Source organism: Bartonella sp. TP (genome assembly GCF_030406085.1).
Taxonomy (GTDB): domain Bacteria; phylum Pseudomonadota; class Alphaproteobacteria; order Rhizobiales; family Rhizobiaceae; genus CALTWN01.
This window is the reverse complement of record NZ_CP129002.1, coordinates 598259-623861: the sequence shown is the minus strand read 5'-3', so window position 1 is coordinate 623861 and position 25603 is coordinate 598259. Positions and strand designations below refer to the sequence as shown.

At 41.3% G+C, this 25603-nt stretch carries 24 protein-coding genes; 8 read left to right on the top strand and 16 right to left on the bottom strand.

The window, feature by feature from the left end:
- Position 1: 1 nt before the first annotated feature.
- Positions 2 to 2470 (bottom strand): DNA translocase FtsK, encoded by a 2469-nt coding sequence (locus QVL57_RS03095; protein ID WP_290075649.1) that lies wholly within the window; start codon positions 2468 to 2470, stop codon positions 2 to 4.
- A 95-nt stretch (positions 2471 to 2565) separates the two neighbouring features.
- On the opposite strand from QVL57_RS03095, the gene QVL57_RS03090 reads away from it, so the two are divergent.
- Together QVL57_RS03090 and QVL57_RS03085 are read left to right on the top strand one after the other, a co-directional pair.
- Entirely contained in the window at positions 2566 to 3792 is a 1227-nt protein-coding gene (locus QVL57_RS03090) for an FAD-dependent monooxygenase (protein WP_290075646.1), read from the top strand.
- A gap of 5 nt (positions 3793 to 3797) precedes the next feature.
- Positions 3798 to 4745 carry a tyrosine recombinase XerC gene (locus QVL57_RS03085; RefSeq protein WP_290075645.1) on the top strand — a complete coding sequence of 316 codons (948 nt, stop codon included), beginning with the start codon at positions 3798 to 3800 and terminating at the stop codon, positions 4743 to 4745.
- Here the strand turns inward: QVL57_RS03085 and QVL57_RS03080 are convergent, their stop codons facing one another.
- Complete coding sequence (locus tag QVL57_RS03080; protein ID WP_290075643.1) at positions 4746 to 5003, bottom strand: BolA family protein; 258 nt, start codon at positions 5001 to 5003, stop codon at positions 4746 to 4748. It lies immediately after the preceding gene.
- A 46-nt stretch (positions 5004 to 5049) separates the two neighbouring features.
- Between QVL57_RS03080 and QVL57_RS03075 the strand changes: the two genes are divergently transcribed.
- Positions 5050 to 5667 carry a J domain-containing protein gene (locus tag QVL57_RS03075; RefSeq protein WP_290075642.1) on the top strand — a complete coding sequence of 206 codons (618 nt, stop codon included), beginning with the start codon at positions 5050 to 5052 and terminating at the stop codon, positions 5665 to 5667.
- 14 nt (positions 5668 to 5681) lie between these two features.
- Here QVL57_RS03075 and QVL57_RS03070 read toward each other — a convergent pair whose 3' ends face one another.
- Both QVL57_RS03070 and rpmB read right to left on the bottom strand, forming a co-directional pair.
- Complete coding sequence (locus QVL57_RS03070; RefSeq protein ID WP_290075640.1) at positions 5682 to 6314, bottom strand: VUT family protein; 633 nt, start codon at positions 6312 to 6314, stop codon at positions 5682 to 5684.
- A gap of 34 nt (positions 6315 to 6348) precedes the next feature.
- The gene (rpmB, locus tag QVL57_RS03065) at positions 6349 to 6645 is read right to left on the bottom strand and encodes a 50S ribosomal protein L28 (RefSeq protein WP_290075638.1); all 297 of its coding nucleotides are present in this window, start codon (positions 6643 to 6645) and stop codon (positions 6349 to 6351) included.
- Between the two features lie 127 nt (positions 6646 to 6772).
- Between rpmB and QVL57_RS03060 the strand changes: the two genes are divergently transcribed.
- A complete protein-coding gene (locus tag QVL57_RS03060) occupies positions 6773 to 7501 on the top strand; it encodes an SURF1 family protein (protein WP_290075637.1) in 729 nt (242 codons plus the stop codon).
- On the opposite strand, the gene QVL57_RS03055 is transcribed toward QVL57_RS03060, so the two are convergent.
- Genes QVL57_RS03055 through QVL57_RS03040 form a run of 4 tightly spaced genes read right to left on the bottom strand, consistent with a single transcriptional unit; the run spans position 7496 to position 10503 of the window.
- Positions 7496 to 8404, bottom strand: coding sequence for a murein L,D-transpeptidase family protein (locus QVL57_RS03055; protein WP_290075636.1), 909 nt, complete (start codon positions 8402 to 8404; stop codon positions 7496 to 7498). The genes QVL57_RS03060 and QVL57_RS03055 overlap by 6 nt on opposite strands.
- A 16-nt stretch (positions 8405 to 8420) precedes the next feature.
- Complete coding sequence (locus tag QVL57_RS03050) at positions 8421 to 9380, bottom strand: acetyl-CoA carboxylase carboxyltransferase subunit alpha (RefSeq protein WP_290075634.1); 960 nt, start codon at positions 9378 to 9380, stop codon at positions 8421 to 8423.
- 39 nt (positions 9381 to 9419) lie between these two features.
- The gene (locus QVL57_RS03045; RefSeq protein ID WP_290075632.1) at positions 9420 to 10352 is read right to left on the bottom strand and encodes a tyrosine recombinase; all 933 of its coding nucleotides are present in this window, start codon (positions 10350 to 10352) and stop codon (positions 9420 to 9422) included.
- A gap of 1 nt (position 10353) precedes the next feature.
- Positions 10354 to 10503, bottom strand: coding sequence for a hypothetical protein (locus QVL57_RS03040; protein WP_290075630.1), 150 nt, complete (start codon positions 10501 to 10503; stop codon positions 10354 to 10356).
- 36 nt (positions 10504 to 10539) lie between these two features.
- Between QVL57_RS03040 and QVL57_RS03035 the strand changes: the two genes are divergently transcribed.
- Both QVL57_RS03035 and aroB read left to right on the top strand, forming a co-directional pair.
- Positions 10540 to 11121 (top strand): shikimate kinase, encoded by a 582-nt coding sequence (locus tag QVL57_RS03035; RefSeq protein ID WP_290075629.1) that lies wholly within the window; start codon positions 10540 to 10542, stop codon positions 11119 to 11121.
- The gene (gene aroB / locus QVL57_RS03030; RefSeq protein ID WP_290075627.1) at positions 11114 to 12238 is read left to right on the top strand and encodes a 3-dehydroquinate synthase; all 1125 of its coding nucleotides are present in this window, start codon (positions 11114 to 11116) and stop codon (positions 12236 to 12238) included. The genes QVL57_RS03035 and aroB overlap by 8 nt, the downstream gene beginning before the upstream one ends.
- A gap of 400 nt (positions 12239 to 12638) precedes the next feature.
- On the opposite strand, the gene QVL57_RS03025 is transcribed toward aroB, so the two are convergent.
- Positions 12639 to 13172, bottom strand: coding sequence for a BA14K family protein (locus tag QVL57_RS03025; RefSeq protein WP_290075625.1), 534 nt, complete (start codon positions 13170 to 13172; stop codon positions 12639 to 12641).
- 154 nt (positions 13173 to 13326) lie between these two features.
- On the opposite strand from QVL57_RS03025, the gene QVL57_RS03020 reads away from it, so the two are divergent.
- The gene (locus tag QVL57_RS03020) at positions 13327 to 14424 is read left to right on the top strand and encodes a carboxynorspermidine decarboxylase (protein WP_290075624.1); all 1098 of its coding nucleotides are present in this window, start codon (positions 13327 to 13329) and stop codon (positions 14422 to 14424) included.
- Positions 14425 to 14448: 24 nt separating this feature from the next.
- Positions 14449 to 15681, top strand: coding sequence for a saccharopine dehydrogenase family protein (locus QVL57_RS03015; protein WP_290075621.1), 1233 nt, complete (start codon positions 14449 to 14451; stop codon positions 15679 to 15681).
- Between the two features lie 24 nt (positions 15682 to 15705).
- Here the strand turns inward: QVL57_RS03015 and lpdA are convergent, their stop codons facing one another.
- The 7 genes from lpdA to zapE all read right to left on the bottom strand — a co-directional run.
- Complete coding sequence (gene lpdA / locus QVL57_RS03010; RefSeq protein ID WP_290075619.1) at positions 15706 to 17112, bottom strand: dihydrolipoyl dehydrogenase; 1407 nt, start codon at positions 17110 to 17112, stop codon at positions 15706 to 15708.
- A 25-nt stretch (positions 17113 to 17137) separates the two neighbouring features.
- Positions 17138 to 18307: a 2-oxoglutarate dehydrogenase complex dihydrolipoyllysine-residue succinyltransferase gene (odhB, locus tag QVL57_RS03005; protein WP_290075616.1), complete on the bottom strand. Its 1170-nt coding sequence runs from the start codon at positions 18305 to 18307 to the stop codon at positions 17138 to 17140.
- A 31-nt stretch (positions 18308 to 18338) separates the two neighbouring features.
- Positions 18339 to 21263, bottom strand: a complete 2925-nt coding sequence (locus tag QVL57_RS03000) for a 2-oxoglutarate dehydrogenase E1 component (RefSeq protein ID WP_290075614.1) — start codon at positions 21261 to 21263, stop codon at positions 18339 to 18341.
- Between the two features lie 15 nt (positions 21264 to 21278).
- Positions 21279 to 22181: a succinate--CoA ligase subunit alpha gene (sucD, locus tag QVL57_RS02995; protein ID WP_290075613.1), complete on the bottom strand. Its 903-nt coding sequence runs from the start codon at positions 22179 to 22181 to the stop codon at positions 21279 to 21281.
- Positions 22182 to 22184: 3 nt separating this feature from the next.
- Complete coding sequence (gene sucC / locus QVL57_RS02990) at positions 22185 to 23381, bottom strand: ADP-forming succinate--CoA ligase subunit beta (RefSeq protein WP_290075611.1); 1197 nt, start codon at positions 23379 to 23381, stop codon at positions 22185 to 22187.
- Between the two features lie 29 nt (positions 23382 to 23410).
- Complete coding sequence (mdh, locus tag QVL57_RS02985) at positions 23411 to 24373, bottom strand: malate dehydrogenase (RefSeq protein ID WP_290075608.1); 963 nt, start codon at positions 24371 to 24373, stop codon at positions 23411 to 23413.
- Positions 24374 to 24462: 89 nt separating this feature from the next.
- On the bottom strand, positions 24463 to 25603 hold a 1141-nt coding region (gene zapE / locus QVL57_RS02980), incomplete at its 5' end, for a cell division protein ZapE (RefSeq protein ID WP_290075606.1).

Sequence of the window (25603 nt, the reverse complement as noted above, 5' to 3'; positions counted from 1 at the left end):
ATTATCCTTCCTCTGGGACTAAAATCTCACGCTTACCAACCCGGTTTGCGGCTGAGATTAGCCCCTCTTGTTCCATTCTTTCAACCAGCGAGGCTGCTTTATTATAGCCTATCCCTAAGCGCCTTTGTATATAAGAGGTCGAAACTTTACGGTCACGCAAAACAACTGCTACGGCTTGGTCATAAATGTCATCTGATTTACCCAAATTCGCTACAGAATTTGCCTCTTGCTCTTCTTCCGCTTCTTGCGTTACATCATCTAGATAATCTGGCGAACCTTGTAGTTTTAAATGATTAACCACTTCTTCTACTTCCATATCATTTACAAATGGCCCGTGCACACGTTGAATGCGCCCGCCACCCATCATAAACAGCATATCTCCTTGGCCTAACAATTGTTCTGCCCCTTGCTCGCCTAATATAGTACGGCTATCTATCTTTGACGTTACCGAAAAAGAAATACGCGTTGGAAAATTTGCCTTAATAGTACCAGTAATAACATCTACAGAAGGCCGCTGTGTTGCCATTATCACATGTATACCAGCCGCACGTGCCATTTGTGCCAAACGCTGCACTGCGCCCTCTATTTCCTTGCCAGCTACCATCATCAAATCTGCCATCTCATCTATTATTATAACTATATATGGCAGATGTTTCAGTTCTAAATACTCTGTTTCAAAAATAGCTGCACCGGTTTCGCTATTAAAGCCCGTTTGCACTTGCCTGGTTATTTTTTCGCCCTTTTGGCTTAGTTCTTTTACCCGGCGATTAAAGCCGTCGATATTACGTACCCCGACTTTAGCCATTTTACGATAACGATCCTCCATTTCGCGCACAGCCCATTTTAAAGCAACCACGGCTTTCTTAGGGTCGGTTACTACCGGACTCAGCAAATGCGGAATACCCTCATATACAGATAGTTCTAGCATCTTAGGATCTACCATGATAAAACGGCATTCCGCTGGGCTAAGTTTGTATAGCAAGGATAAAATCATAGTATTTATGCCAACAGATTTACCCGAGCCGGTAGTACCAGCGACTAATAAATGCGGCATTTTTGCTAAATCAGCAATTACTGGCTCACCGCCGATATCTTCGCCCAGGGCCAAAGCCAGGCTAGCCTTGCTATCATTATAAGCACGTGATTCTAATAAGCTACGCAAATATACGGTTTCTCGCTCCGCATTTGGCAATTCTATACCTATAGCATTACGGCCTGGCACAACAGCAACACGGGCCGAAAGCGCACTCATAGACCTAGCAATATCATCTGCTAAACCAATAATACGGGACGATTTTATCCCAGGCGCTGGCTCTAATTCATATAAGGTAACTACGGGCCCTGGTCGTACATTAATTATTTGGCCCTTTACCCCAAAATCTTCTAAAACTGCTTCTAGCTGCTGGGCATTTTTACGCAAATATTCGTCGCTAAATTTTGCCCCGCGTTTATTACGTACTTGACTACTCAAAAACCCCAATGCTGGCAATTCAAAGCCTATAGACTGCAAAGCCATTGATGCTATATCGGGCATAATTTTAGCTGGTGATTTCTCGCGCCGTGGCTTTGCTTTAGGTTTACGTTCTACAAAGGCTGGGTCTAATACCATTAATTGTTCTTCTGAAAAACGAGGCTCGGTGTCATGACGAACAGGCTCTATTTTTTCTCTGCTAAAATATTTAATAAATCTGTAAAACATACCGCGTAGGCGCAACCAATTATGCAATAACCAACCAAGAAAGACGCTAGTTTTTGGCTCTTCTTCTACAGCGTCCACGGCCTTACCATCTATTAAAATATCTGGCGGCAATTCATCATAATCAGGGTCATAATTAGCAAAATTTATCTTCACCTCTTCTGGCTCTATGCTACTAGGTAAAACTGGCTTGTAAGGCCACGCTACTCCGCCCGCAATCGCCATAGCCCACAAAGAGAAGGGAATGGCTATACCAGCAAAAATAAGACGATAAAGATGCTTAACTGGCATAGTAAACATAGAATCTAGCGCCCCGACAATTCTGTCACCAATCACCCCGCCCATACCAACGTCCAAAGGCCAGGTCGCGCTTTTACCAATAGCGCTCAAAGCTGCAGCAAAGCTTAAAACGCTTAATATAAAGAAAAATATACGTAAAAACCCATAGCCAATGCTACGGCCAATTATCAAAAGAATTGCCAAAAAAAATAAAGGCAACAGTACGGCCAAACTAGCCAAGCCTAGCATCTGCATAGACAAATCGGCATAAACTGCTCCAAAATGCCCAGCAAGATTTTGCACTGAATTGCCGCTAGCATAGCTCAAGGAAGGATCGGACATATGCCAAGTAACTAGCCCCATTACTAGCACTACAATTACCCCCAGCAGTAACAGGCCAAGCAAGCTACCCAATGGCCGCCAAATAAAATTAACGGCAAAACTGGCTTGACTAAATTTTTCACTATCAAAGCTAATGGGGGGCCGCTCTTGCATGCATCATCCAATTTAATATGTTATATATGCTATGGTTACCATTATAGTTTTATATATATTCTATAGTCAATTTCTTTTTATAATAGGAGTCGTTTATGCAGCACAACGAAAGCTTTAATAACGATTTACTCATTGTCGGTGGTTCTTATGCCGGGCTTTGTTTGGCCATTGCAATAAAACAATATAGACCCAGCCTAAAGTTTTGCGTAATTGATTCACGCAGCCAGTCAGCGCATTTGGCAGATGAAAAATGCCACGCCATTGCCCCAGATTGCGTCAAAATGCTGCAAAAGCTGCAAATATGGTCGCGCATAGAGGCAAAAGCAGAGCCAATATTAAAAATGGACATTACTGATTCTAGGTTAAAAGATATAATTCGCCCCAAGCTGCTACAGCTTACAGCTAAAGAGCTGCCAGCTTTAGCCTATATGATAGAAACCAAAGATTTTATGCCAGCCTTATATCAAAGAGCGGCCGAGCTTAATATTGAAATTATTCATCAATGCGAGCTAGATAATTTTACAGTTGAAAATAATTATGTAGCAGTAAAACTGGCAAATAAACCACTCCAACAGACTAAATTGTTAATCGCAGCAGATGGTAAACATTCACGCTTGCGCGCTGCCATTGGTATTAAAAGCTTTACACTGAATTACGAAAAAAAAGCTATTGTCTGCACGGTAAAGCATGAATGGCCCCATAATGGCGTCGCGATACAACATTTTTTACCCGCGGGACCTTTTGCTATCTTGCCCCTTTCGCGACAGCGCTCTTCTTTAGTCTGGACAGAAAACACACAAGATGCCCAGCAATTACTTAGCAGCGATTCACAAATTTTCATTCAGGCTTTAGAGCAAAGATTTGGACGTTATCTTGGCAAGCTGAGCTTAGATAGCAAAATACAGGCCTTTCCCCTGGAGCTGATTCTACCGCATAGCTTAATAAAGCCAAGATTTATGCTAATTGGCGATGCAGCCCATGCCATACATCCCCTATGCGGACAGGGTTTGAATTTAGGCTTGCGCGATTGTGCTACTGCGGCCCAAATTATTGTAAAAAATGCCAGATTAGGACTAGATATAGGTATGAGTACACAATTAGAGGCTTATCAAACAGCAAGACGCTTGGAGTTAGTGCGCATGGGGTTTGGCAGCCATTTTTTGCATCAATTATTTTCTAATGATTATATTATGATACGGCAATTACGCGATATTGGCTTATATTTAGTCAATAGAAGTGAAAAACTTAAAAATTATTTTATAGCCCAAGCAACTGGACAAAGCACTATGTCGCCAGCATTACTACAAGGCAAAGATATATAAAATTTATGAAACAGCTATTGTTAATAGAAGCGGATACTGAGCTTTTAAAGGTAAAAACAGAGTTTTTGGAATATTTGCAATATAGCAAAAACTATGCCCACCTAACTGTTTGTGCTTATGAACGAGATTTACGGCAGTTTTTTCACTTTATGTCACAACATTTGGCTAAATTATTGGGCTTAGAAGATTTGAAGCTGCTACAGTTAATGGATTTTCGTAGTTTTTTAGCATTTAGACAAAAATCTGGACTAACCGCCCGTTCTTTAGCGCGTGAACAAGCTGCCTTGCGTAGTTTTTTTGCTTATTTAAAAAAACGCAATCTAGTAAAAAATGATGCAATAAAAGCGCTAAAAGCGCCACGCATAAAGCTGCATCTACCGCGCACCTTAACAACAGAAAATGCTATAAGTTTAGTTGCAAGACCTACGCAAAAGCATAATATAGCATGGGTACAAGCTCGTGATTGCGCAGTGTTAACTCTGCTATATGGCGCAGGATTACGTATTAACGAAGCCTTGAGCATAAAGGCAAAGGATGTAGCTAACGTAGAGCAAAGCAATCTTTATATAAAGGGCAAGGGAGGCAAAACACGTATCGTACCTATTTTGCCTGTTGTGCATCAGGCTATTGCAGAATATAAAAAGCTTTGCCCTTATGATTTACCCCCCGAGGCCGAGCTTTTTCGTGGGCTACGCGGCAAAGCGTTACGGTCAGAGATAGTACAACGGTCTGTGCGCTTGCTGCGCCATGCTTTAGGATTAGCCGCAACAGTTACTCCGCATGCCTTACGCCATTCTTTTGCGACGCATCTATTGCAAAATGGTTCCAATTTACGCGCCATTCAAGAACTTCTAGGACATGCCAGCCTTAGCAGCACGCAGATCTATACCAACATTGACAGCAAGCATTTGCTAAAAATTTATCAACAAGCGCATCCACGTTTTAAAAAATAATTATTTTAAAATTTCTATTGCTAGAGCATGAATGGAATTAGCCAACTCTAGCTTTAAAGCTTCGTTGATCTTACGATGTATCTCTAATTTTGTTAAGCTGGCAAAACATTTAGCATTGATAAATACTCGAAAATGCGATGAGCGGCTGGTATCTACCCCGGGGTGGCCATGATGCAAATGCGTTTCATCTATTACTTCTAAAAAGCTAGGTGCAAAGATTGTATTCAGTTTTTTATGGATTTGCTGAGCTAGATTCATATTTTAATCCTTGCTTATTATAAGCGAATTGCTTATTTAAATTATTATGGCAATAAAATCTAAATATTTTGATTCTATACGAATTAACTCTACTAGAAAATCAAAGGAAACCCCACCAGAAAGATTGTGCGCTTTTAAGGGCTGCACAAAAGAAGGAATTTATCGCGCTCCCGCTAGCCGTGAGGCGGATGGCAAATATCTATATTTTTGCCTAGAGCATATTCGTGAATATAATAAGAATTTTAATTTTTTTGAAGGGTTAGACCCTGAAGATATAGGAAAATTTCAACATCAAACGAATATAGGGGAGCGCCCTACCTGGCCTTCTGGCGCTCATCTTAACAGGGCTAGCCTTTCTTCTGACTTTGCTAATTTACGCTCTGGTTCGGCCCGCTATCAAAACATGGTAAACAGCATTTATCGCAAATTTGGCACACCAGGTGCTGCAGATTCAACCATGCGGCAACTGAATCCCCAAGAAAAACGCTCATTTGAAGCATTAGGCTTGCAACCAACCGCAACTGCCGATCAGATTGTGGCTAAATATAAAGCTCTAGTTAAAGCTCACCATCCGGACGCAAATGGCGGAGATCGCTCGCAAGAGCAAAGATTTAACGAAATCTTGCAAGCCTATAAATTGTTGAAAAAGAATAAGTTCTGCTAAATTACAGGCCGCGCCTAATAAGCACGTTGTTTTACACAAAAGCCTTGCTTTAAGAAAAGCAAAATTGCGCCATATGGCAAAACCATAGCCACAGACATAATCAATTTTACCCCAAGGCTACCTATAGCTATTGAAAGCCACAAAGGGATCATAAAATTGTAAAAACCAACATACTGTCCAAGTGAACTGTCATGAAAGCCAAAAGCAGTGTCTAAAAAGCTGAATTGCGGAGCAAAAGCCAAGGAAAAGAATAAAGCACTATCTAGAATACAGCCAAAAACAGAAGCGCATAAAGGCGCTATCCACCAAGTTTTGCTACGCAGCGGTGTAAATATTGCTATATCCAACAACTGCCCCAATAAAAAAGCGATGCTAGCAGCGATGGAAATACGCACGCTAGCCAAAAACAGAGAGATAATAAAAGCTATGATAAAACCAACATAAACAACTTGCCGAGCGGCGGCTGGACCATATAGGCGGTTAGTAAAATCATTCGTTAAAAATACAAGCGGAAAAACCAGAGCAGAATAGGTTAGAACATGTTCTAACCCAAACAGGCGCACTGGATAAGCTACTAAAATATTTGAAGCAGCTACTGTAATAGCCATAGCTATTATCGGAAAAATTAGATCTGATTTTTTAGCCATTATTCCCCGCCTATAATGTTTACAATAAACTTGATTAAGCGGCTGCTAACTCCGCTTGCTTTTTTATTATTTGCTTTCTTAAAAGACGTGCCCGCTGTGAAAGCTCTTTTTCGCTCGCTTTTAATAAAAAATTGTCAAACCCGCCTCTATGTTCTACACTACGTAGGGCGCTTGCGCTAATGCGTAGGCGGTAGCTTTGATTTAAAACTTCCGACGCTAAAGTCACATACACTAAATTTGGCAAAAATCTACGCCGCGTTTTATTATTCGCATGGCTAACATTATTACCATATTGCACTGATGTACCAGTTAATTCACAGGTGCGAGACATTGTTCACCTTCAATCACAAATTATAGAATTAGTGCCTTTATGTATAATCTCTACAAGCGAAAAGGTCAAGTTTAAATTTGCCAAAAGCAAAAAAATATTATATCCATGATTATTTCTGGAAGATAATATGAAAAATCGCTCTTTTTTGCCCCTTTTTATATTAAATTTTATTTGCCTTGGCTTCTTATATTTATTTACCTCACTTGGTATTTGGCAGATACATCGCTTGAAATGGAAGCAAGAGCTTATAGCGCAAACGAATAGCCGGCTTGAAAATTCTCCTATACTAGCTCCAGCAAAAGCAGAATGGCCAAAATTCGATTTTAGCAAATTGGCTTACTTACCTGTAACGGTAAGCGGGCAATATTTAGCAAATAAGAAAATTTATGTTACTAGCCTTACTAAATATGGCAGCGGCTATTGGCTTATGATGCCTTTGCAAAGAGCCGATGGTAGCCTAGTTTTTATTAATCGAGGCTTTGTGCCCATGGATTTTAAAAACAGCCCGCAGCTACGCCAGAGCGATTTAAAGCAACCTACTAACGTTACTGGCTTATTACGGCCAGATGAAGGCCCGGGGCGCTTTTTGAATAAAAACAAGCCCGAGCTAAATAGCTGGTATAAGAGAGATTTAAAGGCAATGGCGCAAAAGCTACAGCTGGGCCCTGAAAATGTAGCCCCTTATTTTATAGATGCAGAAAAATTAGATAATGCCTACCCAATAGGTGGTCTTACTGTAGTCAGCTTTCCTAACTCGCATTTTAGCTATGCTATAACGTGGTTTGTTTTGGCTTTTGGCGTATTTGGCGCAATTATCTTTATTAATATCAATGAATATAAACAGCGCCGATCATAGATTTGGCGGCTTAACACCAACATTCTCGCCAGCAATTGCGCGCCGCATCCAATGCGCAACCCGCGAAGCTTCTGCCTTATCTTTTATGCCAGATAATTTACCACTTGGCAGCTTATGTTTACCGCGCAAAGCTTGAAACTGTGCATTATAGTTTTTCAAATATTCTTGCAGTTCTTGCGCAATGGCAGGATCTTGCAGCTGCTTGAAATGATATTTACCATCTTGAACATCATAGTCTAGAGGCTGATGCGTAATATTAAAAACATCATAGCCAGTTTTTAAATTCTGCCAAAAAGCAGCATTTTTATCTTGCGCATAAAGCGCCATATTAGCCGCATTCATCTGAAATGGAAAAGCATGAATTTGCACAATTTTTTGACCGCCCAAAAATCCGTCGCGCACTAGGGCATAAATCTGCGCCATATTTTTGTCGCTCATCGAATAACACCCAGAAGAAGAGCAAGCCCCGTGAATCATAAGGTTATGACCGGAATAGCCATGGGCTTTGTCATATTCATTAGGATAGCCGATATCAAACGCTAAATAATAATGCGAATAAGCATTCATATGGCTGGTAGTTAGCTTATAAAAACCTTCTGGCGATTGCCTATCATATTCCATAAATTTTGGCCCTAATTTACCAGACCAAGCACAGATATTATACACAGCTAACTTTACAAACTGCCCTTGCTTATTTTGCTTCCATATTTCTAGCTTATTTTCTTTTTTAAATATTCTTATCAATACAGGTGCATATAATTCTATATCCAACTTCTTAAGCTTTTGCATCAGCTCATGCGACAAAGGCTGCCGTGCCTTGGGCGGAGTTAGCCAAAGCGGCTGTTGCTGGCAGGCTGTTAGCGTTAGGCTAAGAAATAGAGTTATAAAAATTAAGCGAATCATATTTAATTATATAAAACTATATATTCAACTGTCGACCCATATTTAAAAATTTTGCCCGCCTTTCTTGTTTTAAAGTTTCTGCATCCTTGTCACTTAAGGAATTAAGCGCGGTTTCAATAATATTACCAGTAGCTTCAATAGCAGCTTTAGCGTCTCTATGCGCACCGCCTAAAGGCTCGGGTATAATGCCGTCGATAATCTGAAATTCAAATAGATCTTGCGCTGTAATACGCATATTTGTAGCCGCATCTATTGCCCTGCTAGAATCACGCCACAAAATAGAGGCAGCCCCCTCGGGAGAAATAACAGAATATATAGCATGCTCTAGCATATAAACTTTATTCGCTGCAGCTATTGCCATGGCGCCGCCAGATCCACCCTCGCCAATAATTACTGAAACTACTGGCACGCCCAATTCCAAAGTTTGTTCAGTTGAGCGCGCTATAGCTTCTGCCTGCCCGCGCTCTTCGGCACTAACGCCAGGGTAAGCACCAGCGGTATCTACCAAGGTTATCAACGGTAAACCAAAGCGATTCGCCAACTGCATTATACGAATAGCTTTTCTATAGCCTTCAGGCAAGGCAGAGCCAAAATTATGTTTTATGCGGGATTTTGTATCACACCCTTTTTCTTGTCCGATATAAGCCACAGCTTGGCCTTTGAATCTAGCCAGACCTGCTTGTATAGCTTCATCCTCGCCAAATTGTCTGTCACCAGCTAGGGGAGTGATATCGGTAAATAAGCGCTTAGTATAATTTAAAAAACGCGGTCGATTTTGATGCCGCGCTACCTGAGTTTTTTGCCAGGGGGTAAGTTTTTTATATAATTCGCGCAAATGGCTTTCTGAGCGTCTTTGTAATCTTTTTATTTCCTTTTCATGCAGCGGCGCTTCACGCTCTTCATCCGCTGTTTTTAACTCAGCTATACGGGCGTCAATCTCCGCTACAGCATTTTCAAAATCTAAATAATTATACATTACAAGCCTTTTTATCTATTGCGTAATTCATCTATTTTACTATGCCTTGTCCTCTGTAGCAAGCGGATGATGTTGTGCCACGGTTTGATACAAGCTGTCGCCCAAAACATGGGTATAAATCTGCGTAGTAGCTATGTTGCTATGCCCCAGCATTAGCTGCAAAGCACGCAAATCCGCACCGCCTTCTAGCATATGGCTGGCAAATGCATGCCGAACCTTATGCGGCGATAATTCTACATATTCTATACCTTGCTCGGCACATAGAGCTTTCAATTGCCGGGCCACTACCTGCCTAGCTACATATTTGCTAGACGAATTAGCCGGAAAAAGATAAGCGCTCTCTAGCCTATATAATTTGCCACGTAATTTGAGCCAATATTGCAAAGCATTTTTTGCCTTTTCGTTTAAAGGCACTAGCCGTTCTTTCGCACCCTTGCCTTTTACCAACAGAAAATTTGAGACAATAGCACCCTCTACCAATAGCAGCGGCAGGCTACATAGCTCGCTAATGCGTAAGCCCGTTGCATATAATAACTCTAATATTGTATACAGGCGCAGGCTATTTTTTTCTTTATAATGCTTTGCGGCGGCAACCTGCTCTGCCGCTTCTAATAGCAGCGTCATTTCATTAGAACTTATTATTTTAGGAACGGATAGCCCTAGTTTTGGCAAAGTTAAATCGCTGGCAGGATCTGTAGAGCAAAAATTTTCACTAAGTAAAAATTGAAAAAACTGCTTTACACTAGAGATACGGCGTGCCCTTGTGCTTGGCTGTAAATTTTGCTTGGCCAATTCGGTAAAAAGCTGCTCTAAATCACCACTATTTACCGCTAAGATATCCTTATGCTGCGGTAGATTCTGTACTAACCAATGCAAGTCACTTTGATAAGCCAGCAGGGTATTTGGCGAGGCATCTCGCTCGCAACTTAACATTTCTAGAAAAAACTCGATATATTGATACGCCTTAGACATGTTATGGCTTGGTGACTGGCTGATTGATCTCTATATTTTTCTCTACCGTAGTTTGCACTGGTGTTACAAATTTTACTAGCCCTAGCATTATTAAATAAATAGCTACACATAAAGCGATAAGACTAGTGATAATATATTTTAAAGTTGGCATATTTATTCTCAAACAATAATTATGTATATGTTATATATGTATAACAGTTTAAGCCAAAGAGAACAAGATTTTAACAAAAGCAGCTTTTATAATGCTATAGGCCAGCGCTCAATTATTTTGGTTGGGCTAATGGGTGTAGGCAAAACCACCATAGGCAAGAGCTTAGCCCGGCTTTGCCAGCTGCCATTTTATGACACAGATAAAGAGATAGAGGATTGCTCGCAATTAAGCATCAAGGATTTATTTACAATCTATGGAGAATCAGAATTCCGGGCTTTAGAGCGCCGTGTAATAACGCGAGTCTTGAGTAAAAACCGACTAATTGTTGCTAGCGGTGGCGGTTCATTTATTGACGACTATAACCGACAACTCATAAAAAAAAGTGGCATTACTGTTTGGCTAAAATTGCAGCCGCATCTGTTGGCTACCAGGCTTGCCAGGCGTGACACTAGGCCATTGATAATAGGCAAAGACCCACTGCAAATTATCGAAGAGATGAAGCAACAACGCTACCCTATTTATGCAGAATCTGACATCGAGATAGAATGCAATACCACTAATCCTGAAGGGTTGGCATATCTTATAATTGAAAAAATTTATGAATATATAAATGGATAAAATTACTATAGCTAGCGTTGCTAAAAGCGCAGAATGTGAAATTTTTCTAGAATCGGGTTTGCTGGATAAAACTGGCGAGCTTTTACAAAATAAACTGCTAAATTCTTCTACTCCGCCGCGTTTTGCCTGCATTAGCGACAGCAATGTGGCGCCGCTTTATATGCAAAGGCTAGGCATATCTTTGCAACGCTATGGGTTTGAATATTTCCCAATCATTATACCAGCAGGCGAAGAGCAAAAAAATTACAACAATTTACAATATATAATTTCGCAATTATTAGCGCAAAATTTTACACGTAACGATATAATAATAGCGCTGGGTGGCGGCATGATTAGCGACATTGCCGGATTTTCAGCAGCAATTTTTCTACGCGGTATCAGATTTATCACAATCGCAACAAGCCTATTGGCACAAATTGACGCTAGTTTGGGCGGTAAAACTGGCATCAATAATGGCACAGGCAAGAATCTTATAGGTAGCTTTTACTCCCCGCTAATGATAATAAATGACCCCGAAATATTACATAGCTTACCACCACGCGAATTTCGTGCTGGCTATGCAGAAATGATTAAATATGGATTGCTAAATGATAAGAATTTTTTCCATTTTTGCGCAAATCATTTAGAAGAAATTTTAACGCAAGGCCCAATTTTGGCTATGGCAATCGCTCATTGCATTCGGGCCAAAACTGCTATCATTGCAGATGATTATTTTGAAAAAAACAAGCGAGCGCTATTAAATTTAGGCCATAGTTTTGGCCATGCATTCGAAACCGCTAGCGACTATAAACTACTCCATGGCGAAGCTGTTTCTGTGGGCCTAAGTTTAGCCTTTGCCTTTTCGGCTTATTTAGACTTTACCACACCGGATATAGCAAAAAAAGTACAAAAGCATCTACAATTAGCTGGCTTGCCAACACAAATAAAGCACCTTAATTTACCCAAACATACCCAAGCAAAGCAGCTATTAGCTATTATGCGCCAAGACAAAAAAAATACAAATGCTAATTTCACCCTGATTCTAGCAAAAGATATAGGGAAAAGCTTTATTGCAGACGATATTGCGCCAACGTTACTGCAGGGATTTTTAGAAAAACAGCTAGACAAAAGCGCGTAACTAGTTATATTATACAGACTATAATGTCTGCGTAGCTCAGTAGGATAGAGCACAGGATTCCTAAAATTGGGCGCCTAGAGAGAAATCTTTATGGTGGATCTGCTCAAATTCGGGGAAAGCTTCAAGATGCAAAGCATCTTTGCCAATCCCGAGCCAAGCTAATAAAGCTATTTATTAGAAGGTGTAGAGACTGGACGGGCAGTGTCTAAAAGCCGCCATGGCTCACGACAAAGGGACAGTCCAGACCACGAACAAGCAGAATTATTTGCTTGGCGGCGAAAGCCGAAGTGGTATGAATCCTGGGGTCGCAGGTTCGAATCCTGCCGTAGACACCAATTTTTTAAAATAATTAATAAGCCCGCTTCATACGCAGATAAAACGGGCTGTTGGCTGTTATAAATTATCCTCTAAAGAAACGAGAATAGCATTGTTGACGCTGTCCGCTAAAAGGCTGAAAGCTGTTGTCTGACATACGGTAAGATTTGAAATGCGATACACAATAAGCTATATGCGCTTTTGGCAATTTTTCATGCTTGGTTATGGTTGTGTGCACTTCTTCTGTTGAGCTTTCTACCATAGGCTTGCTATGATAAGCTTCTTCTGGGTAATACCAGCCGTCAACATATTTTATATAATGTGGCCGTGCATAACGATAACCTTTATAACCGTTTAAATAGCCGTGGCGCGAATGCTCAACCACAGCTACTTTGTGCTCATCTGGTGTTAGCGCTTCTTTTACGGCATGGGTAGTTTTTTTCACTGCCTTTACACTAGCTTCAACACCTTTATTTACAGCATCGGCTACAGCTTCTACTGGCTTGGCATTTTCTTTTTGCGTAGTTACCACTATTGGATCTGCTAATACAACATTAGCGGAGCATAGCATTGCAACAGTTGCTAAAAGCATAAGGCGCTTTTGATTATGAGATTTCATGATTTTCCTCTTTTGGGGTTATAGATATCTGCATAAATAGACGGAAAACTGTTAATATCAAGCCAGCCGCTATTATTTTTTCTCTATAGACTAGGCAAAAAAAGCTATCTGTATTATATATAGACAACATGAGTTGTGCTGCGGAAGGACCATAATGCTGCAAACGCCTTATTATTTACTCGATAAATCAAAACTATTAATTAATATGGAGCGTATCAAAAAGCTTTCAGACTTATCTGGCGCTAAAGCTTTGCTGGCTTTAAAATGCTTTGCGAGCTGGGGTGTATTTGACATGATGCGACAATATATGGCTGGCACTACCTCTTCTTCTCTTTACGAGCTGCGCCTAGGTGCCCAAGAATTTGGCGGCGAAACACATGGCTATAGCGTTGCTTGGGCCGATCATGAAATAACTCAAGCCATTGGCTATTGCGATAAGCTAATTTTTAATTCTGCTAGCCAGCTCAACCGGTTTAGTGATGCTACACAAAATATTGCCCGCGGCTTGCGCATTAACCCGCAAATCAGCAGCTCTGATTTCGATTTGGCAGACCCTGCGCGCCCGTTCAGCCGACTTGGTGAATTAGATAAAGAAAATATAAAAGCATCATTAGATCTTATTTCTGGATTTATGATTCATAATAACTGTGAAAATCACGATTTTGCTCGCTTCGACCAAATGCTACACCATATAGAGCAAGAATTTGGCGATTTATTCCACCAGGTAGAATGGGTTAGTCTTGGCGGCGGAATTGCTTTTACCGCAGAAAATTATCCCCTAGAAGCTTTGGCAAAAAGGCTTAGGCAATTTGCAGAAAGATATAGCATTCAGCTATATCTAGAGCCAGGCGAGGCAGCAGTAAGCCACAGCGCTACTTTAGAAGTTAGCGTACTCGACATTCTACACAATGGCAAGCGGCTCGCAATTGTGGATTCCTCTATTGAGGCACATATGCTTGACTTACTAGTATACCGGGAATCAGCAAAAATTTTACCGAATCAAGGCAATTATGAATATATGATTTGTGGCAAATCTTGCTTAGCGGGCGATGTTTTTGGCAGCTACCGCTTTTCGCAGCCCTTAGAAGTGGGTAGTAAAATTTCTATTGAAAATGCAGCTGCATATACTATAGTAAAGAAAAACTGGTTTAATGGGGTAACTATGCCAAATATAGTTATAAAAGAATTAGACGGCTCTTTTAAGATTCAGCGTGAATTTGGCTATGAGGATTATAAGGCAAGCTTATCTTAATCTTTAAATTGTGAAAGCGTAATTATGAAAAAAAATATATTAATCATTGGGGCAGGCGGCGTAGCAAAAGTAGTAGCACATAAATGTGCACAAAATAATGATATCCTAGGCGATATCCATATTGCTTCGCGTAGATTAGCCCCGATTGAAAATATTATAGCCTCTCTGCATCGCAAAAAAGCACCAAAAACTAATAATAAAATTGTAGCACATCAATTAGATGCCACCGACATTGCCGCAACGATAAAATTGATTAAAAGTAATAATTGCGAAATAGTTATAAATGTTGGCACGGCTTTTTTAAACATGTCCATATTACGGGCTTGCATAGAGGCCAAGGTAGCTTATATCGATACCGCTATTCACGAAGACCCGTTAAAAATCTGCGAAACCCCGCCATGGTATAATAATTATGAATGGCAGCAGCGAGAAGCTTGTGCCCAGGCTGGTATAACAGCAATTTTAGGAGCAGGTTTCGACCCCGGTGTCGTGAATGCTTATGCTGCTTTGGCGGCTAACGATTATTTTGACGAAATTAGCGATATAGATATCATAGATATTAATGCTGGCAGCCATGGGCGCTGGTTTGCTACTAATTTTGACCCAGAGATCAATTTTCGTGAATTCACTGGCCAAGTTTGGTCATGGCAAAATAGCCAATGGCAGTCAAATAAAATGTTTGAAATTGGCCATGAATGGGATCTACCGGTAGTGGGCAAATCAATGGCGTATATGACAGGCCATGATGAAATACACTCCCTATCAAAAAATCTAAACGTCCCAAATATTCGCTTTTGGATGGGGTTTGGCGAAAGATATATAACAGTATTCACTGTTTTAAAAAATTTGGGTCTTTTGTCCGAACAGCCAGTAAAATTGGCCGATGGCAACGAAATAGTACCATTACGTGTGGTAAAAGCAGTCTTGCCAGATCCTGCATCATTGGCGCCAGAATATAAAGGCAAAACCTGTATTGGCGATTTAATAAAAGGCACCAAAAACGGCAAAGCACGCGAAATATTTTTATATAATATTGCTGACCACGAGGAAGCTTATGCAGAAACAGAGTCGCAAGCCATATCTTATACAGCAGGTGTCCCACCAACAGCAGCAGCAATATTAATAGCCAAAGGCGAATGGGATGTTAAAAAAATGGCCAATGTTGAAGAGTTGCCAGCTAAGCCATTTTTGCATTTACTAGATATAATGGGCTTGCCTTCTTATATCAGAGAAAATAACATAGATGCCAAGCTCTAGAGCTTGGCAAAACATCTTATATTCTTACATATGCAAAGGCTTGGCAAATGTTGCTAAGGCTGCTTCTCTAACTGCTTCAGACATTGTGGGGTGCGCATGGCAGGTGCGACCTAAATCTTCACTAGAACCACCAAATTCCATAAGCACTGCAATCTCATGGATCATCTCGCCAGCGCCAAAGCCTATAATATGACCGCCTAACACCTTATCGGTTTTTTTATCAGCTAATATTTTTACAAAACCAGCCGTACGATTCATAGATCTAGCTCGGCCATTAGCTGTAAATGGAAATTTACCCACATTATAGGCTATACCAGCTGCTTTTAGCTCTTCTTCTGTTTTGCCTACGCTTGCCACCTCTGGCTCTGTATAGACTACACTAGGTATTACATCATAATTCACATGGCCTTTTTGTCCAGCCAAAATTTCAGCTACTGCAACACCTTCATCCTCGGCTTTATGTGCCAGCATAGGCCCAGCTACTACGTCACCTATAGCATAAATGGATGCAATATTGGTTTGCCAATGTTGATTTATATTTATAAATCCACGCTTATCGCGCTCTATACCTAATTCTTCTAGGCCCAGTCCTTCTGTATAAGGTCGGCGACCAGTGGCTATAAGCACCACATCGGCATCTAGGGTTTGGCTTGCCCCACCTTCATTAGCTTGATAAGTGACTTTAGCACCTTTGCTATTTTTTTCTATTGCTGTTACTTTTGAGTTTAGCTTATAGCTAATGCCTTGTGCTTCCATCAATTTTTGGAATTGCTTGGATATTTCCTTATCCGTAGCGCCCAAAACTTTATCAAGATATTCAATTATTGTTACTTCGGAACCCAGACGTTGCCAAACTGTGCCTAGCTCAGAACCTATAACACCAGCGCCTACCACAGCTAATTTTTTTGGCACTGATTCCAACGAAAGAGCGCCAGTAGAGGAAACTATAATTTTTTCGTCAAATTCAATGTTCAAACCCGGTACACCAGCTATATCTGACCCGGTAGCAATTATGATATTCTTGGCTTCCAATTGTTGAAGTTTACCATCTTCTGCTTTTACTTCAACCAGCCCAACTTTTAGGATTTTACCAGCACCATAAACAACATCAATCTTGTTTTTTTTCATTAAAAATGCCACGCCATTGGTATTAGCAGAAACCGTTTCTTGCTTATGCTTCATCAAATTGGGCAAATTTAGCTTCGGTGCTGCAATTTCTATACCTAAATTTTCAACACCATGATTAAGCTCGGCAAAAAGCGCTGAGCCATATAGCAATGCTTTGGAAGGAATACAGCCAACATTTAGGCATGTACCGCCAAGCGCCGATCTTTTTTCGACAATCGCAGTTTTTAGCCCCAATTGTGCAGATTTAATAGCCGCTACATACCCGCCAGGGCCAGCCCCGATAACAACAACATCATATGCCATTTTACTATATTCCTTTCAGTTAAATCTATAGGTCCAAAACTAAACGTTCTGGGTCTTCTAAAGATTCTTTAACGCGAACCAAGAAAGTTACAGCTTCTTTGCCGTCAACAATACGGTGGTCATAAGAAAGCGCCAAATACATCATTGGCCGTATTACAATCTGGCCATCTATTACTACAGGCCGTTCTTTCACAGCGTGAATACCTAAAATGCCAGATTGTGGAGCATTTAAAATAGGCGTAGACATAAGCGATCCATAAACCCCGCCATTGGTTATGGTAAAGCTACCGCCTTGCATATCTGCCACTGCCAATTTGCCATCACGTGCCAGTGCACCGAGTCTTCCTATTTCTTTTTCTATCTCGGCTATGCTCATTTGGTCGGCATCGCGCACCACAGGCACCACTAGACCTTTCGGTGTACCTACCGCTATACCAGCATTTACATAATTTTTATAGACAATATCATCGCCATCTATTTGTGCATTTATGGCAGGCAATTCTTTTAGTGCATGGCATACGGCCTTCGTAAAAAAGCCCATAAAACCCAATTTTACTCCATGTTTTTTCTCAAAAACATCCTTGTAGCGTTTACGCAGCTCCATTACAGCATGCATGTCAACTTCATTAAAAGTTGTGAGCATAGCTGCTATATTTTGCGCTTCCTTCAAGCGTTTAGCAATAGTCTGGCGCAGTTTAGTCATACGCACCCGCTCTTCGCGTGGGCCATTCGCAATGGAGTTAATGGCTTGCTGCGGCTTATTCGCCATTGCATCTAACACGTCGCCCTTTAGAATTTGACCACGCTTGCCGCTACCTTCAACTTGTGCGGCGGCTAAATTATTTTCTGCCATGATTTTTGTTGCCGCTGGCGAAGCTGGCATAGCAGCAGATGCAGCTGGAGCGCTTGGTGTACTAATGACAGCAGCAGGGACAGGCGCTGCAGTATTGCCTGCACTACCTTCTTCTACATACGCCAATATCGCCCCTAGAGCAACTGTATCACCTTCTTTTGCCACATGTTCCGTTAGTTTACCTGCTACAGGCGAAGGCACTTCTATAGTTACCTTGTCAGTTTCTAGCTCAACTATAGGCTCATCTACCGCAACATTGTCACCGATTTGTTTAAACCATTTACCTATTGTTGCCTCGGTAACCGACTCGCCCAAGGTTGGAACAGTAATTTCTTTAGCCATGATATTTTCCCATATTCCTGTTTATATAATTCTATTGCCCTAGCGCATCTTCTAAAAATGCGGCTAGCTGCTTCAAATGCTCCGACATTAAGCCAACGGAAGGCGAGGCTGCTGCGGGCCGTCCCACATAGCGTGCTCTGGTATATTTTGCATTTATACTTATTAATGTTGCTTCTAGATGCGGCTCAATAAAGCTCCATGCACCCATATTCTTCGGCTCTTCTTGACACCAAATCATCTGAGCAGAAGAAAAACGGCTCAGCTCTTGTGCTAATTCTGTCGCTGGCAACGGGTATAGTTGTTCTAGTCGAATAATATAAATATCATCTATTCCACGTTTTTCCCGCTCTTCATATAAATCATAATAAACCTTGCCGCTACATAATATAACACGGCGAATTTTAGCATCATTTTGCAAAGAAGCTGTATCTGGCAAAATACGCTTAAAGCCACTGTCTTGCGCTAATTCTGCGAAGCTAGATTGCGCACGCTTATGACGTAGCAGCGATTTTGGCGTCATCATAATTAATGGTTTTCTGAAATCTCTTTTTAACTGACGTCTTAATATATGAAAATAATTAGCTGGGGTTGTACAATTTGCCACTTGCATATTATCTTCAGCGCATGATTGCAAAAACCTCTCCAATCGTGCCGAAGAATGCTCGGGGCCCTGCCCTTCAAACCCATGCGGTAGTAAGCAAACTAGGCCTGACATACGCAGCCATTTTGTTTCGGCAGAAGCAATAAATTGATCAAATACTACCTGCGCACCATTTGCAAAATCACCAAACTGCGCTTCCCACAAAACTAGGCTATTTGGCCGTGCTAATGAATAGCCATATTCAAAGCCCAAAACGCCTTCTTCAGAAAGAAGCGAGTTTACAACATCATATTTAGCCTGATTTTCTTGCAAATGATTAAGCGGCGTATAGCTAATATTATTTACCTGGTCATATACTACGCTATGACGCTGGGAAAAGGTGCCACGCTCTACATCTTCACCAGATAGGCGCACTGGAAAACCTTCACACAATAAAGAGCCAAAAGCCAAAGCTTCGGCCATTGCCCAGTCTAAGCCTTCACCAGTTTCTAGCATTTTGCTACGTTGTTCGATAAATCTAGCAATAGTTTTATGCAGGTTAAACTCAGCCGGAATGGTTACCAATTTACTTGCTATCTCTTTAAGCATCTCAAGCGGCACACTGGTTTTTGAACTAGCAGCTTCGCTTGACGCTTGTTTTAGTTTTGTCCACTCACCCGCCAACCAATCAGCACTAGCAGGTTTATATTGCGCACCCGCTGTAAATTCTTCCTCTAGCTTTTGGCGCCAATTTGTCTTTAGACTATCTAATTCTTGTGCTGAAATAGCCAATTTTTCGCTATATATTTGTACTATTGGCTTATGCGATTTAATAGCCTTATACATTATCGGCTGAGTAAAAGATGGCTCATCACCCTCATTATGGCCAAATCTACGATAGCAATACATATCTACCACAGCTGGCTTATGGAAAGTTTGCCGATATTGCAAGGCCAATTGGCAAGCAAAAACTACTGCTTCCGGGTCGTCGCCATTTACATGCAAAATCGGCGCATCTATCATTTTGGCTATATCAGAAGCATAGGGGCTAGAGCGTGAACATTTTGGGTCGGTGGTAAAGCCAACTTGGTTATTGATTATTATGTGTAATGAACCAGCTACCCCATAACCCTCTAGGCTTGAAGCTGCCAAAATTTCCTGCACAATTCCCTGGCCAGCAAAAGCTGCGTCGCCATGCAGCAATATCGGCAAAACTTTAGCGCGCAACTGCAAAACATCATTAACCGCTTTAGTACTAGCCAAAAGCTCATCTTGCTTTGCCCTGGCTTTACCCAAAACTACTGGATCTACTATTTCTAAATGCGACGGATTTGGCAATAAGGATAAGTGAACAGCCTGGCCTGCTATTTCCTGATCTTTTGAAGCGCCCAAATGGTATTTCACATCACCAGAGCCAGCAACATCATCTGGCTTATATGAACCACCCATAAATTCGTGAAAAATAGCTCTATGCGGCTTACCCAAAATATGAGCCAACACATTTAAACGGCCACGATGCGCCATGCCAAAGACAATTTCTTGCACGCCGTCTTTTGCCGCTAAATTTATAGTTTGATCTAAAGCTGGCATCAAAGATTCGCCGCCATCTAGGCCAAAACGCTTCGCGCCCTTATATTTAGCGTCTAGAAACTGCTCAAAACCTTCAGCCTCTATTAATTTATTTAAAATTTGCTTCTTTTGCGTGTCGTTAACAGCCTTGCTCGCGTCATTATTTTCAAAATTCGTTTGCAACCAAGAACGCTCGGCAAAATTAGCTATATGCATATATTCTATGCCGATTTTACCACAATATTTTTGCGTTAAGATATTAAGTAAAGCGCCTACTTTAATTTTTTCTGCGCCAAATGCACCATCAACAAAGATCTCTTTTTCTAAATCCGCTGCACTAAAGCCATAAGCCGTAATATTCAATTCGTCCAAATTGCCGCGATTGGTTTGTAGCTCTAAAGGGTCGATTTTTGCTTGAAAATGACCATATCTACGATAAGCATCTATCAAACGCATAGCATTTATAGAATCTTGCAGAGCCGTAGCAGAAGCCGCTGCTGGAGTGGTGTTTTTTAGCTTTTTCGTTAGCAAAGCCTCTACCTTGCTCCAGTCACCATCAAGCGCTGCCGTTAAAGTATCGCTAGGGGCCAGTGGCCAATTTGCGCGCTGCCAAGAAGCACCTTTAGCGTTTTTTAAAACATCCGCTTTTTTATCGTTTAGCGAAGCAAAAAATTCTTGCCAAGCGGAGTCTAAAGATTGCGGATTTTCTTCATATTGAGCATAAAGCTGTTCTATATAATTAGCATTGCCACCATATAAAAAGGAGCTTTGCTCTAGAAGATCATTTTGATTAGATTCTGATGCCATTTTAATAAATCTCAACTAAGAATGTAATAAGTCGTTTAGAGTTCTGCCGATTTGCGCGGGCGAAGCGGCAATTCTTATACCAGCTGCTTCCATAGCCGCTATTTTGCTTTCTGCATCGCCTTTGCCACCAGAAACCACCGCACCAGCATGCCCCATAGTCCGGCCCTTGGGTGCTGTGCGTCCTGCTATAAAGCCGACCATTGGTTTTTTGCGGCCTTTTTTTGCTTCGTCGATTAAAAACTGCGCCGCTTCTTCTTCTGCACTGCCACCGATTTCACCTATCATTACAATAGATTTAGTCTCTTCATCGCTCAAAAACATTTCTAAAACATCTATAAATTCTGTGCCCTTCACCGGATCGCCCCCAATACCAACAGCTGTGGTTTGTCCTAAACCTGCATTGCTAGTTTGAAACACCGCCTCATAGGTTAAAGTTCCCGAGCGTGAAACAATTCCAACCGAACCTTTTTTAAAGATAATGCCAGGCATAATACCTATTTTACATTCAGCAGGGGTTAAAACGCCTGGGCAGTTTGGCCCGATAAGCCGTGATTTAGACTTTTCTAATTTCGCTTTAACCTTAACCATATCTAATACGGGAATACCCTCGGTAATACAGACTATCAGGCCAATTTCTGCATCTATTGCTTCTATAATCGCAGCTGCTGCACCTGCTGGCGGAACATAAATAACGCTAGCATCGGCCCCGGTGCGCTCTTTGCCCTCGGCAACGCTAGAAAAAATAGGCAAAGTTTCTTCTGTTCTACCTTCCCATATTTCACCGCCCTTTTTAGGATGTACACCGCCAACCATTTTTGTGCCGTAATAGGCTAAAGCTTGCTCTGTATGAAAAGTTGCTGTTTTTCCTGTTAGCCCCTGTACCAACACTTTTGTGTTTTTATTTACTAAGATAGCCATTACTTACGCCCTTTTTACTGCTGCTAAAATTTTCTGCGCGGCATCATCAAGATCGTCTGCGGAAACGACATTTAGACCACTTTCGCTAATCATTTTTTTGCCTTGCTCTTGATTAGTACCTTCTAAGCGAACTACCAGAGGCACTTTTAGTCCAACTTCTGTAACAGCTTGCAATACGCCTTGCGCTATAACATCGCAGCGCATAATACCGCCAAAAATATTAACCAAAATACCCTTTACATGCGGGTCTGCAGTAATAATCTTGAAAGCCTCTTTTACCTTTTGTGCATTTGCCCCGCCGCCAACATCTAGGAAATTCGCAGGCTCGCCGCCATATAATTTAATGATATCCATAGTGGCCATGGCAAGTCCTGCTCCGTTGACCATACAACCAATATTACCCTCTAAGGCTACATAGGCTAGCCCATATTTAGAAGCTTCCACCTCTTTTGGATCTTCTTCAGACAAATCGCGCAGATACATTATGTCTTGGTGACGAAATAATGCATTATTATCAAAAGAAACTTTTGCATCTAAAACCCGCAAGCGACCATTTTGCATTTCAATAAGTGGGTTGATCTCCAGCAAAGACATGTCTTTTTCAACAAATGCATTATATAATATGGGAAATAATTGGCAACCATCGCTATAGGCCTGATCTTTTAGCGCTAAGGCTCCGCATAATTTTATTGCATCTTGATCGGTTACACCTTTTTGCGGGTCGATACTTAATGTTAATATAGCCTTTGGGTTTTCTTCCGCTACCGTTTCAATATCCATGCCACCTTCTTGCGAAACAATAAAGGATACTCGGCCTGTTGAGCGGTCGACTAAAAGCGAAAGATAGAGTTCGCGTGCAATATCAGCTCCATCTTCTATATAAATTCTATTTACTTGCTTGCCTTGTGGGCCAGTTTGCTTGGTTACTAAAGTTTTGCCTAGCATCTCTTGTACATTGGCAACAGCTTCTTCTATAGATTTAGATAAACGTACCCCACCTTTGGAATTTTCGCCAAGCTCTTTGAATTTACCCTTGCCGCGACCGCCAGCATGTATCTGGCTTTTTACCACATAAAGGGGACCCGGCAAATCGCTAGCCTTGCTTGCTGCTTCTTCTGCGCTTTGCACCAAAACACCAGCTGCAACCGGGGCGCCAAAGCTTGCTAACAATGCTTTGGCTTGATATTCGTGAATATCCATAAATTTTCCTTCCCTTTAAACTGAGCTGGCTATTTTAAACTTGGAGCCAAATTGGCACATGCATCGCATAAATTTTTTACTGCTTCTACAGATTTATCAAATGCTTGCTTTTCTTGCTCATCAAGCTCAATTTCTACCACTTTTTCTACACCATTTTTGCCAATTATCACTGGCACACCAACATAGGTATCCTTGCAGCCATATTCACCATTTAAATAAGCCGCAACTGGCATTAATCTTCTTTTATCTTTAAGATAAGATTCGGCCATAGCAATAGCAGAAGCAGCTGGCGCATAATAAGCCGAGCCAGTTTTTAACAAACCCACAATTTCAGCCCCGCCAGAACGAGTACGTTGGATTATCGATTCCAATTTTTCTGCGCTCATCCAGCCCATTTTAATAAGATCTGGCAAAGGAATACCTGCAACTGTAGAATAGCGGGCCAAAGGCACCATAGTGTCGCCATGACCGCCCAGCACAAAAGCAGTGATATCTTTAATAGAAACCTTTAATTCTTCTGCCAAGAAATATCTAAAGCGAGCGGAATCTAATACACCAGCCATGCCAACAATACGATGCGGTGCCAGGCCAGAAAATTTCTGCAAAGCCCAAACCATAGCGTCAAGCGGGTTGGTAATACAAATAACAAAAGCATCTGGTGCATGTTTTTTGATACCAGCGCCCACTTGCTCCATAACTTTTAAATTTATGCCTAGCAAATCGTCACGGCTCATGCCAGGTTTTCTTGGCACGCCAGCGGTAACTATTATAACATCAGAGCCAGCAATATCCTTGTAATCACTGGTGCCTAGATAATTAGCGTCAAAGCCGTCTACAGCAGAAGATTCTACAATATCTAAACCTTTGCCTTGTGGTATGCCTTCATTTACATCAACCAGCACAACATCGCCTAATTCTTTTAGCCCGATCATATGAGCCAAGGTACCACCTATCATTCCAGAACCAATTAGCGCTATTTTATTACGTGCCATGTTACATCTCCCTTTAACATAATCTACTTAGATTATTATTATATTTTTGCATTAAATACAATAAGCATAAATTATAATGAAAGATTGATTTAAGTTTTTATATTATATTTTTGCCGCCATTGGGCTAAATAGCCAGAGCTTTGCATTTCGATAAGCCGCGAGGCAGTGCGGGCATATTCAAATTTCTCCACACCTTCACGCTGGCCAATATAAAGCCGCATAGGGTCTGCTGCTGCGCTAATATAAAGCTGCACATTATTGTCATACAAAATATCTATAAGAGTTGTAAAGCGCTTTGCCCAATTGCGCATTTCATCGTCTAGCTGCGGTATATCTGCTATGAAAATAACATTAAATTCCTGTGCTAAGGCAGTGTAATCGGCGGCGCTTAACGAGGCCGCACATAGTTCGCTAAAGGTAAAAAAAGCTGCCTTGTCGCTATAGTGCGGGATTTTAAAGTCACGGCCTTTTATTTTAATGATTTTTTCGCAGCTAGGCCGATTTTGTGTGTATTGCTGCCATTTGGCTTGCAAGAGCTGTGCGCTAGCTTCATTTAGCGGGTAAAAATAATGGTCTGACGTTTGGCCTTTGCCTAGGCGAAAATCCTTCTCTACCGTCGCATTAATGACTTCACAATATTGCTCTAGAATTGGGATAAAAGGCAGGAATAATTCGCGATTAAGGCCGTTTTTATATAAATCAACTGGTGCAACATTAGAAGTAGCTACTAAGACCATACCTTTAGCAAATAATTTTTGAAATAACCTAGCTAATATTGTTGCATCGGCAATATCGGTAACAGCAAATTCGTCAAAGCATAGAATAGAAACTTGTTTGCGCAATGCATTTGCCATTAAGTCTATAGGATCTTGCTGTTTAATTTTTCCAGCTACGATTTGCGTGCGATAAAAATTGATATTTTTTTGTGCCTCTTGCATGAATTCATTAAAATTTGTGCGCAGCTTATCTTGGCGCGCTAAGTTACTATAAAATAAATCCATCAACATGGTTTTGCCACGGCCAACCGCACCATAAATATACATGCCTTTTGGCGACATAGGCGTTTGCTTAAAAAAACGAGCGAAAAAACCTGGGGCGGGCTGCGCCTCAAGCCGCGCTAATAGCTGGTCAAAGCGAGCTGCCATTGCATATTGCCACTCATTCGCTTCTAGCTTGCCAGCTGCAACTAAAGCGGCATAATTTTCTGATACTGCGCCCATATTATCTGCT

Coding starts and splice junctions, on each gene's coding strand:
- QVL57_RS03095 (WP_290075649.1), bottom strand. CDS start 2,470: ATGCAAGAGCGGCCCCCCATTAGCTTTGATAGTGAAAAATTTAGTCAA.
- QVL57_RS03090 (WP_290075646.1), top strand. CDS start 2,566: ATGCAGCACAACGAAAGCTTTAATAACGATTTACTCATTGTCGGTGGT.
- QVL57_RS03085 (WP_290075645.1), top strand. CDS start 3,798: ATGAAACAGCTATTGTTAATAGAAGCGGATACTGAGCTTTTAAAGGTA.
- QVL57_RS03080 (WP_290075643.1), bottom strand. CDS start 5,003: ATGAATCTAGCTCAGCAAATCCATAAAAAACTGAATACAATCTTTGCA.
- QVL57_RS03075 (WP_290075642.1), top strand. CDS start 5,050: ATGGCAATAAAATCTAAATATTTTGATTCTATACGAATTAACTCTACT.
- QVL57_RS03070 (WP_290075640.1), bottom strand. CDS start 6,314: ATGGCTAAAAAATCAGATCTAATTTTTCCGATAATAGCTATGGCTATT.
- rpmB (WP_290075638.1), bottom strand. CDS start 6,645: ATGTCTCGCACCTGTGAATTAACTGGTACATCAGTGCAATATGGTAAT.
- QVL57_RS03060 (WP_290075637.1), top strand. CDS start 6,773: ATGAAAAATCGCTCTTTTTTGCCCCTTTTTATATTAAATTTTATTTGC.
- QVL57_RS03055 (WP_290075636.1), bottom strand. CDS start 8,404: ATGATTCGCTTAATTTTTATAACTCTATTTCTTAGCCTAACGCTAACA.
- QVL57_RS03050 (WP_290075634.1), bottom strand. CDS start 9,380: ATGTATAATTATTTAGATTTTGAAAATGCTGTAGCGGAGATTGACGCC.
- QVL57_RS03045 (WP_290075632.1), bottom strand. CDS start 10,352: ATGTCTAAGGCGTATCAATATATCGAGTTTTTTCTAGAAATGTTAAGT.
- QVL57_RS03040 (WP_290075630.1), bottom strand. CDS start 10,503: ATGCCAACTTTAAAATATATTATCACTAGTCTTATCGCTTTATGTGTA.
- QVL57_RS03035 (WP_290075629.1), top strand. CDS start 10,540: ATGTATAACAGTTTAAGCCAAAGAGAACAAGATTTTAACAAAAGCAGC.
- aroB (WP_290075627.1), top strand. CDS start 11,114: ATGGATAAAATTACTATAGCTAGCGTTGCTAAAAGCGCAGAATGTGAA.
- QVL57_RS03025 (WP_290075625.1), bottom strand. CDS start 13,172: ATGAAATCTCATAATCAAAAGCGCCTTATGCTTTTAGCAACTGTTGCA.
- QVL57_RS03020 (WP_290075624.1), top strand. CDS start 13,327: ATGCTGCAAACGCCTTATTATTTACTCGATAAATCAAAACTATTAATT.
- QVL57_RS03015 (WP_290075621.1), top strand. CDS start 14,449: ATGAAAAAAAATATATTAATCATTGGGGCAGGCGGCGTAGCAAAAGTA.
- lpdA (WP_290075619.1), bottom strand. CDS start 17,112: ATGGCATATGATGTTGTTGTTATCGGGGCTGGCCCTGGCGGGTATGTA.
- odhB (WP_290075616.1), bottom strand. CDS start 18,307: ATGGCTAAAGAAATTACTGTTCCAACCTTGGGCGAGTCGGTTACCGAG.
- QVL57_RS03000 (WP_290075614.1), bottom strand. CDS start 21,263: ATGGCATCAGAATCTAATCAAAATGATCTTCTAGAGCAAAGCTCCTTT.
- sucD (WP_290075613.1), bottom strand. CDS start 22,181: ATGGCTATCTTAGTAAATAAAAACACAAAAGTGTTGGTACAGGGGCTA.
- sucC (WP_290075611.1), bottom strand. CDS start 23,381: ATGGATATTCACGAATATCAAGCCAAAGCATTGTTAGCAAGCTTTGGC.
- mdh (WP_290075608.1), bottom strand. CDS start 24,373: ATGGCACGTAATAAAATAGCGCTAATTGGTTCTGGAATGATAGGTGGT.